At 58.0% G+C, this 11653-nt stretch carries 12 protein-coding genes; 3 read left to right on the top strand and 9 right to left on the bottom strand.

Annotated features, from left to right (window positions below; genetic code table 11):
* Positions 1–50: 50 nt before the first annotated feature.
* From dapB to grpE, 4 genes are all read right to left on the bottom strand, one after another.
* Positions 51–854 (bottom strand): 4-hydroxy-tetrahydrodipicolinate reductase, encoded by an 804-nt coding sequence (gene dapB, locus F8N85_RS16830; RefSeq protein ID WP_150804681.1) that lies wholly within the window; start codon positions 852–854, stop codon positions 51–53.
* Between the two features lie 10 nt (positions 855–864).
* Positions 865–1989: a molecular chaperone DnaJ gene (gene dnaJ / locus F8N85_RS16825; RefSeq protein ID WP_150804680.1), complete on the bottom strand. Its 1125-nt coding sequence runs from the start codon at positions 1987–1989 to the stop codon at positions 865–867.
* Between the two features lie 324 nt (positions 1990–2313).
* Positions 2314–4230 (bottom strand): molecular chaperone DnaK, encoded by a 1917-nt coding sequence (gene dnaK, locus F8N85_RS16820; protein ID WP_150804679.1) that lies wholly within the window; start codon positions 4228–4230, stop codon positions 2314–2316.
* A 102-nt stretch (positions 4231–4332) separates the two neighbouring features.
* Complete coding sequence (gene grpE, locus F8N85_RS16815) at positions 4333–4899, bottom strand: nucleotide exchange factor GrpE (protein ID WP_150804678.1); 567 nt, start codon at positions 4897–4899, stop codon at positions 4333–4335.
* A 251-nt stretch (positions 4900–5150) separates the two neighbouring features.
* Between grpE and recN the strand changes: the two genes are divergently transcribed.
* Positions 5151–6824 (top strand): DNA repair protein RecN, encoded by a 1674-nt coding sequence (gene recN / locus F8N85_RS16810; RefSeq protein WP_150804677.1) that lies wholly within the window; start codon positions 5151–5153, stop codon positions 6822–6824.
* 57 nt (positions 6825–6881) lie between these two features.
* Here recN and fur read toward each other — a convergent pair whose 3' ends face one another.
* Complete coding sequence (gene fur / locus F8N85_RS16805; RefSeq protein ID WP_150641005.1) at positions 6882–7286, bottom strand: ferric iron uptake transcriptional regulator; 405 nt, start codon at positions 7284–7286, stop codon at positions 6882–6884.
* Between the two features lie 98 nt (positions 7287–7384).
* Here fur and F8N85_RS16800 point away from each other — a divergent pair, with 98 nt between their 5' ends.
* Positions 7385–7912 (top strand): outer membrane protein assembly factor BamE, encoded by a 528-nt coding sequence (locus F8N85_RS16800; RefSeq protein ID WP_150804676.1) that lies wholly within the window; start codon positions 7385–7387, stop codon positions 7910–7912.
* A gap of 64 nt (positions 7913–7976) precedes the next feature.
* Here F8N85_RS16800 and F8N85_RS16795 read toward each other — a convergent pair whose 3' ends face one another.
* The 3 genes from F8N85_RS16795 to F8N85_RS16785 are packed head-to-tail and all read right to left on the bottom strand — an operon-like array spanning position 7977 to position 10126.
* Positions 7977–8288: an RnfH family protein gene (locus F8N85_RS16795; protein WP_150804675.1), complete on the bottom strand. Its 312-nt coding sequence runs from the start codon at positions 8286–8288 to the stop codon at positions 7977–7979.
* A complete protein-coding gene (locus F8N85_RS16790; RefSeq protein ID WP_150804674.1) occupies positions 8281–8715 on the bottom strand; it encodes a type II toxin-antitoxin system RatA family toxin in 435 nt (144 codons plus the stop codon). The genes F8N85_RS16795 and F8N85_RS16790 overlap by 8 nt, the downstream gene beginning before the upstream one ends.
* Before the next feature lie 7 nt (positions 8716–8722).
* Positions 8723–10126 (bottom strand): sodium-dependent transporter, encoded by a 1404-nt coding sequence (locus tag F8N85_RS16785; RefSeq protein ID WP_150804673.1) that lies wholly within the window; start codon positions 10124–10126, stop codon positions 8723–8725.
* Between the two features lie 118 nt (positions 10127–10244).
* Here F8N85_RS16785 and smpB point away from each other — a divergent pair, with 118 nt between their 5' ends.
* Positions 10245–10727 carry an SsrA-binding protein SmpB gene (gene smpB, locus F8N85_RS16780; protein WP_150804672.1) on the top strand — a complete coding sequence of 161 codons (483 nt, stop codon included), beginning with the start codon at positions 10245–10247 and terminating at the stop codon, positions 10725–10727.
* Between the two features lie 158 nt (positions 10728–10885).
* On the opposite strand, the gene F8N85_RS16775 is transcribed toward smpB, so the two are convergent.
* Positions 10886–11653, bottom strand: a complete 768-nt coding sequence (locus F8N85_RS16775; protein ID WP_150804671.1) for an FCD domain-containing protein — start codon at positions 11651–11653, stop codon at positions 10886–10888.

Here is an 11653-nt window from a genome sequence, read left to right as displayed (position 1 = left end):
GGGATAAAACAGGGCTCAAGCACTGACCCGAACCCTGTTTTCGATGCATCTCAGCGCAGATCAAGCACATCCTGCATATCATACAGGCCAGCTTCACGACCATCCAGCCACAACGCAGCCCGTACCGCACCCTTGGCAAAGGTCATGCGACTGGACGCCTTGTGAGTGATCTCGACACGCTCGCCGTCGGCAGCGAACAGTACCGTGTGATCACCGACGATATCGCCAGCACGAATGGTGGCGAAACCAATGGTCTGCCGATCCCGCGCGCCGGTCTGGCCTTCACGACCGTAAACCGCCACTTCCTTGAGGTCGCGCCCCAGGGCATCGGCAATCACTTCGCCCATGCGCACCGCAGTGCCGGAAGGCGCATCGACCTTATGCCGATGGTGCGCTTCGGTGATTTCGATATCGACGTCATCACCCAGCACCCGAGCAGCGGTGTCGAGCAGCTTCAGGCAAAGATTGACCCCTACGCTGAAGTTGGCGGCAAAGACGATTGGAATGTCTTTGCCGGCTTCGGCCAGCAGTTGCTTCTCTTCGACAGTGAAACCGGTGGTGCCGATGACCATGGCCTTGCCGGCCTTGCGGCAGAATGCGAGGTTCTTCAGGGTCACCGTCGGGTGAGTGAAGTCGATCAGCACGTCGAACTCCTCGGCCACCCGATCCAGATCCCCCGACAGCGGCACACCGATACGCCCCAGCGCAGCCAGCTCACCCGCATCAGCGCCGACCAGCGAACTATCCGGACGATCCACAGCGGCGGTCAGACCGGCACCCGGCGTTTGCTGCACGGCTTCGATCAACGTCTTGCCCATGCGCCCTGCAGCGCCCATCACAGCTATACGTCGCATGCCTTGCTCCTTATAAATCGCCGAAGAAACGCTTCACGCCTTCGAACCAGCCAGTGGTTTTCGGTGATTGGCTATTGTCGTCGGCCAGGGAACTGCGGAACTCTTCCAGCAACTCACGCTGACGACGACCCAGATTGACTGGGGTCTCGACCGCAACACGGCACATCAAGTCGCCAGCACCGCCACCACGCACCGGCGCAACACCCTTGCCACGAACCCGGAACTGCTTGCCGGTTTGCGTGCCTTCAGGAATCTTCAGCTTGACCCGGCCATCCAGGGTCGGGATTTCCAGCTCGCCACCGAGGGCGGCATCGACGAAGCTGATTGGTACTTCGCAGAACAGGTGCTTGCCGTCGCGCTGGAAGATCGCGTGCTCGCGCACATTGATCACCACGTACAGATCACCGGTCGGCCCACCCTGGGCACCCGCCTCGCCTTCGCCAGACAAGCGAATACGGTCGCCGGTATCAACGCCAGCCGGTACTTTTACCGACAGGGTCTTCGACTCTTCGACGCGACCTTGCCCATGGCAGGAGTCGCATGGATCGGCAATGATCTTGCCCTGGCCATGGCAGCGCGGGCAGGTTTGCTGCACCGAGAAGAAACCTTGCTGCATGCGCACCTGACCGATACCGCCGCAGGTCGGACAGGTAATAGGCGCGGAACCTTTCTTGGCGCCGGAACCATCGCAAGGCTTGCAATTGACCAGTGTCGGAACACGGATATTCACGGTCGTACCGCGCACCGCTTCTTCCAGGTTCAGCTCCAGGGTGTAACGCAGATCGCTGCCGCGCTGCGCGCCGCCACGAGCACCGCCGCGACCACCACCGAAGAAGTCACTGAAGACATCACCAAAGATGTCCGAGAAATTCTGACCGCCAAAACCGGCACCGCCGCCGCCCATGCTTGGGTCAACGCCCGCATGACCATACTGATCGTAGGCCGCGCGCTTGCTGGAATCGGACAGCACTTCATAGGCCTCATTGGCCTCTTTGAACATATCTTCCGATGCTTTGTCATCGGGATTACGGTCCGGGTGGTGCTTCATTGCCAGACGACGGTAAGCCTTCTTCAGGTCCGTCTCGCTGGAGCCGCGCTCCACACCCAACACTTCGTAATAGTCACGCTTTGCCATAAGTCTTTGCACTCTTAAGGACGTTCGGCAAACCCCTCCTGAGCCTCGCCAAACTCGTTGAGCCCCAATACAGGCCCGGACCCAACTCACGTCAATTCAACGATCCTGGTCTTTGATTTGCAGCCAGAAAACTGGCCAGCGGGTGCGATAACTATCGACCGGAAAGCAGGAGCATCCCCGACCGTACCGCCAGCACCCGAGCGTTGTCGCGTGCTGTAAAAATTCGCTTACTCCAGACGCGCCAACGCGGGAGCAAGCTCCCGCGCGGCGACATCCTACCAGTCACCGCTTAATCGCAGTCAACCGGCCGACCAACAAGCTAACTTACTTGTGGTCTTTGACTTCTTCGAACTCGGCATCGACAACGTCGTCAGCTTTTTCAGCCGAGTCTGCTGGCTGGGCCGCCGCGTCTGCAGGGTTGGCTTGCTCGGCGTACATTTTCTGAGCAATCGGAGCCGACAGCTTGGACAGCTCTTCAACCTTGGCTTCGATCTGCGCCTTGTCGTCGCCTTTGACAGCAGCTTCAAGGGCAACCAGAGCCGCCTCGATCGAAGTTTTCTCTTCCGCGGTCACTTTGTCGCCAGCGTCCGCGATCATTTTGCGAGTCGAGTGAACCAGCGCGTCGCCCTGGTTGCGGGCACTGGCCAGCTCTTCGAACTTGCGATCTTCGTCGGCGTTGACTTCAGCATCACGAATCATCTGCTGAATTTCTTCCTCGGACAGACCGGAGTTGGCCTTGATCACGATCGACTGAGTCTTGCCGGTGGCCTTGTCTTTGGCGCCTACGTGCAGGATGCCGTTGGCATCGATGTCGAAGGTCACTTCGATTTGCGGCACGCCACGTGGAGCCGGTGGAATCTCGGCCAGGTCGAACTTGCCCAGGGACTTGTTCTGCGCGGCTTGCTTACGCTCGCCTTGCAGCACGTGAATGGTCACTGCGCCCTGGTTGTCATCGGCAGTCGAGAACACCTGGGATTTCTTGGTAGGAATCGTGGTGTTTTTCTCGATCAGCGCAGTCATCACGCCGCCCATGGTTTCGATACCCAGAGTCAGCGGGCTGACGTCGAGCAGCAGAACGTCTTTCACATCACCGGCCAATACCGCGCCCTGGATAGCAGCACCCATGGCTACAGCTTCGTCCGGGTTGACGTCTTTACGCGCTTCTTTACCGAAGAACTCGGTCACCAGCTTCTGAACCAGTGGCATACGGGTCTGACCGCCGACCAGGATCACGTCGTTGATCGCGCCAACGTCGATACCGGAATCCTTGAGCGCAATGCGGCAAGGTTCGATAGTGCGCTGAACCAGGTCTTCAACCAGCGCTTCGAGCTTGGCGCGGGAGATTTTCACGTTCAAGTGCTTTGGACCGGTCGCATCTGCAGTGATGTACGGCAGGTTGACGTCGGTCTGCAGGCTCGAAGACAGCTCGATCTTGGCTTTTTCAGCGGCTTCTTTCAGGCGCTGCATTGCCAGCGGGTCACCCTTGAGGTTCATGCCGCTTTCTTTCTTGAACTCGTCAACGAGGTAGTCGATCAGACGAATGTCAAAGTCTTCACCGCCGAGGAAGGTGTCACCGTTGGTGGACAACACTTCGAACTGGTGCTCGCCATCGACTTCCGCGATTTCGATCACGGAAACGTCGAAAGTACCGCCACCCAGGTCATAAACGATCACGGTGTGATCGCCCTTGGCCTTGTCCATACCGTAAGCCAGAGCGGCCGCAGTCGGTTCGTTGATGATACGTTTTACGTCCAGACCGGCGATGCGACCGGCATCTTTGGTGGCTTGACGCTGGCTGTCGTTGAAGTAGGCCGGAACGGTGATCACCGCTTCGGTCACAGTCTCACCGAGGTAGTCTTCGGCGGTCTTCTTCATTTTCTTCAGGATTTCAGCCGAAATCTGCGGAGGCGACATTTTCTGGCCGTTGACTTCGACCCAGGCGTCACCGTTGTCATTCTTGACGATCTTGTAAGGGACCATCTGGATATCTTTCTGCACGACTTCTTCGTCGAAACGGCGACCGATCAAACGCTTGACCGCATACAGGGTGTTGTGCGGATTGGTCACAGCCTGACGCTTGGCCGATTGGCCCACCAGGATTTCACCGTCATTGGCATACGCAACGATCGACGGCGTGGTGCGCGCGCCTTCGGCGTTTTCAATAACTTTGGATTTACCGTTTTCAAGCACGGAGACGCAGGAGTTGGTGGTCCCCAGGTCGATACCGATAATTTTGCCCATGTTAACTCTCCCTAAACTTTGGATTTGGTTGCCGCAGCAGTGGTGGCTAACTGCGGTAGCACTTAAACGCTTGACTTCTAAATGGGGGTCTTGCTGCTAATTTCAAGCCTGCTCATCAATCGAAGGTGAAACCGCCGCAGGTGCCTTGCTGACCACAACCATGGCCGGACGCAGCAAGCGACCATTGAGCTGATAACCCTTTTGAAACACCTTGAGCACGCTGTTGGGCTCGACGTCGGCGCTTTCCTGCATGGCCATCGCCTGATGTTTTGCAGCATTGAAGGGTTCACCTTCGGGATCGATCGCTTCCAGCTGATAACGCTTGAGGGTGTCCTGGAACATTTTCAGGGTCAGCTCGATCCCTTCGCGCATCGGGCGAATGCTTTCGTCGTCGGGGCTGGACAGCTCCAGGCCACGCTCGAGGCTGTCGATAATCGGCAGCAGATCGCCGGCAAATTTTTCCAGCGCGAACTTGTGGGCTTTCTCCACGTCCTGCTCGGCACGACGGCGGACGTTCTGCAGATCGGCAGCAACACGCAAAGCCTGATCATGGGCGCCAGCCAGTTGCTCTTCGAGCAGTTGCACACGAGCCACCAGGTCATCACCCGAATCCTGGGGAGCCTGATCGGCGTCGAGGTTTTGCGTATCCAGCGTCTGTTCGTCAGCCATAGATTTCTCCTTTCAATTTCGTCCGCGAGCTCAACTCGCGCTTCTGCCCCGGTATATGGGGTCGCAATTTTCAGGTTCAAGGGCTGACAGCGCGGCAAGCGCTCCTGACCCTTCGTAATGCTTCGACATGGGCATTGCGAATCGCGCTAAAAAATTTCGTTATCCAAGCAAATCGAGCTAAGGGAAGGCATTGTCAGCGAGAAACAAAACACTGTATAAATAACCAGACCTATCGCCTGGGAGCGGCCTCTATGCTGGTGCACCTGTCTGTACATAACTACGCCATCGTTGAACATCTCGATCTGGAACTGGATCGCGGGATGAGCGTAATCACAGGCGAAACCGGCGCCGGCAAGTCGATCATGCTCGACGCTCTGGGCCTGACCCTCGGCGATCGCGCCGACAGCGGCGTGGTTCGCCCGGGCGCAGACAAGGCCGATATCCTGGCCACCTTCGACCTGGTGGACATTCCGGAAGCCAGCGCCTGGCTCGCCGAGCGCGACCTCGACAACGACGGCCCGTGCATCCTGCGCCGGGTGATCACCGCCGAAGGGCGCTCACGCGGCTATATCAATGGCAGCCCCTGCCCGCTCGGCGACCTGAAAGCCCTCGGTGAACTGCTGATTGATATTCATAGCCAGCATGAGCACCAGTCCCTGCTGAAAACCGACACCCATCGTCGCCTGCTCGATGAGTACGCCGGCGCCACGGACCTGGCCCGCCAGGTGCAACTCGCCGCCCAGCGCTGGCGCCAGACCCGCCAGGAGCTGGAGCGACTCTCCAATTCCGGCGATGAACAACGTGCCCGCCATCAACTGCTCAGCTACCAACTCGAAGAGCTGGAAAACCTCGGCCTTGGCGAGAATGAGCTGGAGCAGCTGGAACAAGAACACAAGAACCTGACCAATGCCGAAACCCTGCTGGGAATTTGTCGGCAGGTGGTCGAACAATGCAGTGAAAGTGATTCAGGGAATGTGCTCAATGCACTGACAGTCAGCCTCAATCGCCTGTCGAGCGTGAACAATTCGGTAGGCGCCCTGGGCGAAGCCACCGATCTGCTGACCAGCGCGCAGATTCAGGTTGAAGAAGCCATGGGCGAGCTTAACCGCTTCCTCGACAACTTTGACGCCGACCCCGCTCGCCTTCAGTACCTGGAAGAACGCCTCGATGCGATCTACACCCTGGCCCGCAAACATCGCATCCAGCCCATCGAAGTCGTTGATATGCAGCAAAGGCTGCTGGACGAGATCGAAACGCTGAACGCCAGTGACGAATCCATTGAGCGACTGGCCGACGAGCTGGCGTCCTATGCCCGGCATTACCAGGAGAAAGCCAGGGAGCTGAGCGACTTGCGCCAACAAGCGGCTGGCAGCCTGGCCTGTGCCGTTGAAATAGAAATCCAGCGTCTGGGCATGCCCGGCGGACGTTTCACCATCGAGCTGCGCCCCAACACCAGCAATGAGCTGCTGCCCAATGGCCTGGAGCAAGTCGAGCTGCTGGTCAGCGCCAACCCCGGGCAACCGCTGAAGGCGCTGGCCAAAGTGGCGTCCGGTGGCGAGCTCTCGCGGATCAGCCTGGCCATCCAGGTGATCACCGCGCAAACCTCGCGCGTGCCAACGCTGGTGTTCGACGAAGTGGACGTCGGTATCGGCGGACCGACTGCGGAGATCGTCGGTCAATTGCTGCGCCGGCTGGGCGAGCGCGGGCAGGTGCTGACCGTCACCCACTTGCCACAGGTAGCCGCCCAGGGCCATCAACACCTGTTCGTGCACAAGGTACGCGGCAACGATGCCACCCACACGGCGGTATCCAAACTGGGCAAGACCGAACGGATCGAGGAAGTGGCGCGCATGCTGGGCGGCATCGATCTGACCAAAGAGTCCTTGGCGCACGCAAAAAAGATGGTTGTCACGACCAAAATCTAGGATGGCAGAAAGCACGAAGGCGACCCTGGGGTCGCCTTCGATCGTATTGCGGTTTGCTTACTTTTTCTTGCGCACGTACAGCACCAGATTGTGGTCGACCATCTCGAAGCCATGCTTCTCGACGATCGCCTTCTGCAGCTTCTCGATTTCTTCGTCGAAGAACTCGATCACTTCACTGGTTTCCACGTTAACCATATGGTCGTGGTGCTTGCCGTCATCCAGTTCAAATACCGCGTGACCGCCATCAAAATTATGGCGAACCACCAGCCCAGCGGCTTCAAACTGAGTCAGGACACGGTAAACCGTGGCCAGACCAACATCCTCGCCAGCTTCCATCAATGCCTTATAAACATCTTCGGCACTCATGTGTCGCTGCTCGGCGGAATCGAGCATTTGTAGAATTTTGACCCGTGGCAGGGTCACTTTCAGGCCTGCTTTACGTAGTTCGCTATTTTCAACCATGGTCAGCTTTCTCGCGGATGCTGCTTCGCAGCTTCTCTTAATGCGGGTATGATCGGGGTTTACGTTGTCCCAGCCAAGATAGTGGAAGTCGCCCACCGATGCAAAACACCAAGCTCCTGCTAACCAGTTTCACCCTTGTGGGACTGCTCGCACTCGCCGGTTGTTCATTCCCCGGGGTTTACAAAATCGACATCCAGCAGGGCAATGTCGTCACGCAGGACATGATAGACCAGTTACGCCCGGGAATGACCCGTCGGCAAGTACGGTTTATCATGGGCAACCCTCTGCTGACCGACACATTCCATGCCGATCGCTGGGATTACCTGTATAGCCTGCAGCCTGGAGGCGGTGAACGCCAACAGGAACGCATCAGCGTTATCTTCAATCCCAACGACCAACTCGTCAGCCTCTCAGGTGACTTCATGCCCGGTGTAAGCCGTGACGAAGCCATCCTGGGCAAAGACACTGGCACGACGGTGACCGCCCCAGCGGAAAACGTCGAACAGCCAAAACCAGAGAAACCGGTCAAGCCAGGCTCGCTACTGGATCAGATCCAGAAGGACGTAGACGGTGTAGAAACCGTTCCGGTCCCGACGCCAGAAGCACTGGACACCTCGCCGCAATAATTCGCAACACAACAAAAAGCCCGGCATGCCGGGCTTTTTGTTGCCTGCGGTTTGATCAAGGCTATTACTCTCGTGCTTTTGCTTGCGCAGCCTTGGCCGCACGCAACCGGCGAACTTCTTTCGGATCAGCCAGCAGCGGACGATAAATTTCGATTCGATCACCTGTCTGCACCGCACGACTGTCCGGATCAACGACCACTTTGCCAAAAATCCCCAGCGGACAGTTCGCCAGATCCAGCTCGGGAAACTCTGCGCCCACCCCCGAGCGCAACAAGGCCGCACGCAAAGTAGTCCCGGCCGGGACAGCCACCTTGAGCAGAACCTGACGGTCGACAGCGGCATACACCACCTCGACCTCAATCAATGACTCAACCATGCAGCTGCTTGGCGCGCTGGCAGAAAGCATCGACCAGGGTATTGGCTGCCTGATTGAACAGCGGCCCCAGGGTTGCCCGGACAATCGGGCCTGCGTAGTCAAAGGCCAAATCCAGACTGATCTTGCAGGCCTTCTCGCCCAACGGCTTGAACACCCAGACACCGTGCAACTGGTTGAACGGACCTTCTTCCAGGTTCATTTCAATTGAATGGCCCGGGACCAAGATGTTGCTCGTGACGAAATGCTGGCTGAACCCGCCTTTAGCGACAGCCAGGCTGGCGCGCATATGTTCATCACTGGCCTCCAGCACTTGCGCAGAAGAACACCAAGGCAAGAATTCCGGGTAACGCGCCACATCATTGACCATGTCATAGAGGGCTTGCGCCGGATAAGGCAGCAGGGCCGAACGTTGAATATGTGTCGTCATGTCAGCGTCACTTCCACAGCTGGGCGGCAAACACTACAAGAATGCCGATTGGCGCCACATAGCGCATCAAGAACAAGGTCAGTGCGAACAGCAGCGGACTGCGGATCGACAGCTCATCACGGACAGACTCACGACCCATCACCCACCCGGCAAATACCACGAAACACAAACCACCGAGAGGCAACATGATTCGCGAGGTGAAGAAATCGATCACCCCAAAGAAGTCCAGGCCGCTTGCCGCACCCCATTGATAGAGATGGAAACCGGCATCATCGTTCACGAAAAACTTGGCTTGCTGCCAGATATTGAACGAGAAAACCGTCCCCATACCTACAAACCAACAGATAAAGGCCAGCCAGAAGGTCACCCAGCCGCGGCGGACTTTAGTCCGCTCCACCAGATACGCCACCATCGGTTCCAGCAGCGAAATCGCCGAACTCCAGGCCGCGATGGCCACCAGGATGAAGAAAATAACGCCCATCAATTGTCCGAACGCCACGTTGCCAAAGGCGAATGGCAAACTGACAAACATCAGCCCCGGCCCTTCGCTCGGGTTCAGGCCTGCCGCAAACACAATCGGAAACAAGGCCAGCCCCGCCAGCAGCGAGACAAAGGTATCCAGCAGCGCCACGCCGACAATAGTCCCGGAAATCGACGAGCTCTTCGGCATATAAGCGCCGTAGATCATGATCGAGCCAACGCCCACGCTCAGCGAGAAAAACGCGTGGCCCATGGCAGGCAACAAGCCGTCGAGCAGCTTGTCCGGATTGAAGTCGAACATGAAATGCACACCTTCCATGAAATGCCCGGTGGTCAGGCTGTAGCCCAACAGGATCACCAGCATCACAAAGAGCAGCGGCATCATGATCCGCAAGCTGCGTTCCAGCCCGGCGACCACGCCCCGGGCAATCACCACTGCCGAAAGCAGCATGAAAATCGTATGCCAAAGTGTCAGGCGCCAAGGGTCGGCAATCACTCCACCGAAATATGCCCCCACCTGATCGGCCGTCGCGCCCTGGAAGTCACCACGGCCCATATCGATGATGTAATCCAGCGACCAGCCACCCACCACACTATAAAAAGACAGGATCAGTAACGCCGTGATCATCCCGGCAAAAGCGCCCCAGGACCACTTGCCGGAATGCCCTGCCTCCAGCGCCAGCACTTTCAGAGCGTTAGCCGGGCTTTGCCGGGCGCGTCGACCAATCAGGGTTTCGGCCAGCATTACCGGTACGCCGATCAGCGCGATACAGGCCAGAAACACCAGGACGAAGGCGCCGCCGCCATAGACGCCGACCATGTAGGGAAATTTCCAGATACTACCCAGGCCCACGGCCGAACCGGTTGCAGCGAGTATGAAGACCCAGCGGCTAGCCCATCCGCCGTGGACAGAAACCTTGTCTGTCGACATCGTTAACACGCCCAAGCGATCAAAAAAGAGGGCGCATTGTCCGGGATTCACTCAAGGTGCTCAAGCATGTAGCTTCACCGTAGCCGACTGACGTGCAACTCCCTATAATGCCGCCCCTATGGCTAAACAAAAGAAACACCCAACAGGGACCATCGCGCAAAATAAAAAGGCGCGACACGATTACTTCATCGAACACCGTTTCGAAGCTGGTCTGGTCCTGGCCGGCTGGGAAGTAAAAAGTTTGCGGGCAAGCAAGCTACAACTGGTTGACAGTTACGTACTGCTCAAGGATGGCGAAGCCTGGCTGCTCGGCAGCCACATTACGCCCCTGATGACCGCCAGCACCCACGTCATCGCTGATCCGACCCGCACCCGGAAATTGCTGCTCAACCGGCGCGAGTTGGAAAAGCTGGCCGCTGCCGTGCAGCAAAAAGGCTATGCCTGCGTGTGCCTGTCCTGGTATTGGAGCAAGCACATGGTCAAGTGCGAGATCGCACTGGGCAAGGGCAAGAAGGAATACGACAAGCGCGATACCGAACGCGAGCGCGATTCCAATCGCGAGCTGCAGCGTGCGGTGCGTAACAAGGGCAAGGAAGATTAGTCTTTCGCTCTGACCCGTGGCGCGACCGAAAAGATCGCAGCCTGCGGCAGCTCCTACGCCGACCGCGTTCCACCCGATTTATCGTGTGTACGCAAATCCCGTAGGAGCTGCCGCAGGTTCGGGCCGCGTTCGGACGATCTTTTTTGCGTTCCCGCCGACTACATCCCCTTGCGCCGCTCCGCCCGAGCCATGCGTTGCACTTCCTGGCGTACTTCCTCCAGCACCTCCTGCACATACAAAATATGTCGGCTGGAGACTTCCCGCGCCTGCTCCGCCCGCCCTTCGATAATCGCCTGATACAAATCCCGGTGCTGACTGATCAGCATGTCGCGGGTTTCGGTGCGCTGCTTGTACATGCCGCCGATGTTGGTCACTACGTTGCGCTTGAGCAAATCGAACAGACCGCGAATGGTGTGCAGCAACACCGCGTTATGACTGGCTTCGGCAATCGCCAGGTGGAATTTCGCGTCAGCCGCGCCCTCCTCCAGCCGGCTCACCTCATCGGGCCGCGTATAGCAGTCCTGCAATTCGTTGAACGCGGCAGTCAACCGCTCGCGATCGACCTCGGTCGCCCGCGATGCCGCGTAAAAGGCACAAGACGCTTCGAGGGTATGCCGAAACTCCAGTAGATCGCGTTGCGCTTCGGGGTTGTTTTCCAACAGATAAAGCAACGGATCGCTGAAGGTCGAGCCCAGGGATTCCACCACATAATTGCCGCCGCCCTGACGACTGACCAGCAACCCCTTGGCTGCCAGCTTCTGAATTGCCTCGCGCAATGAAGGACGAGACACGCCGAACTGCTCAGCCAGCGCTCTTTCAGCCGGCAACCGCTCGCCAGCCTTCAGCGTGCCCTCGAGAATCATCCCCTCGAGCCGCTCGACAATATCGTCGGACAAACGGCGCTGATGAATTTGATTAAACCCCAT

The organism is Pseudomonas fluorescens (genome assembly GCF_902497875.1).
Lineage (GTDB): Bacteria > Pseudomonadota > Gammaproteobacteria > Pseudomonadales > Pseudomonadaceae > Aquipseudomonas > Aquipseudomonas fluorescens_BR.
Note: the sequence above shows the minus strand (reverse complement) of the source record. Positions and strands in the feature narration are given on the sequence as shown.

Excerpts from the sequence above, each read along its gene's own strand:
- smpB (WP_150804672.1), top strand. The coding sequence starts at position 10,245 with ATGGCTAAACAAAAGAAACACCCAACAGGGACCATCGCGCAAAATAAA.
- F8N85_RS16800 (WP_150804676.1), top strand. The coding sequence starts at position 7,385 with ATGCAAAACACCAAGCTCCTGCTAACCAGTTTCACCCTTGTGGGACTG.
- F8N85_RS16785 (WP_150804673.1), bottom strand. The coding sequence starts at position 10,126 with ATGTCGACAGACAAGGTTTCTGTCCACGGCGGATGGGCTAGCCGCTGG.
- dapB (WP_150804681.1), bottom strand. The coding sequence starts at position 854 with ATGCGACGTATAGCTGTGATGGGCGCTGCAGGGCGCATGGGCAAGACG.
- fur (WP_150641005.1), bottom strand. The coding sequence starts at position 7,286 with ATGGTTGAAAATAGCGAACTACGTAAAGCAGGCCTGAAAGTGACCCTG.
- F8N85_RS16775 (WP_150804671.1), bottom strand. The coding sequence starts at position 11,653 with ATGGGGTTTAATCAAATTCATCAGCGCCGTTTGTCCGACGATATTGTC.
- F8N85_RS16795 (WP_150804675.1), bottom strand. The coding sequence starts at position 8,288 with ATGGTTGAGTCATTGATTGAGGTCGAGGTGGTGTATGCCGCTGTCGAC.
- dnaJ (WP_150804680.1), bottom strand. The coding sequence starts at position 1,989 with ATGGCAAAGCGTGACTATTACGAAGTGTTGGGTGTGGAGCGCGGCTCC.
- recN (WP_150804677.1), top strand. The coding sequence starts at position 5,151 with ATGCTGGTGCACCTGTCTGTACATAACTACGCCATCGTTGAACATCTC.
- grpE (WP_150804678.1), bottom strand. The coding sequence starts at position 4,899 with ATGGCTGACGAACAGACGCTGGATACGCAAAACCTCGACGCCGATCAG.
- F8N85_RS16790 (WP_150804674.1), bottom strand. The coding sequence starts at position 8,715 with ATGACGACACATATTCAACGTTCGGCCCTGCTGCCTTATCCGGCGCAA.
- dnaK (WP_150804679.1), bottom strand. The coding sequence starts at position 4,230 with ATGGGCAAAATTATCGGTATCGACCTGGGGACCACCAACTCCTGCGTC.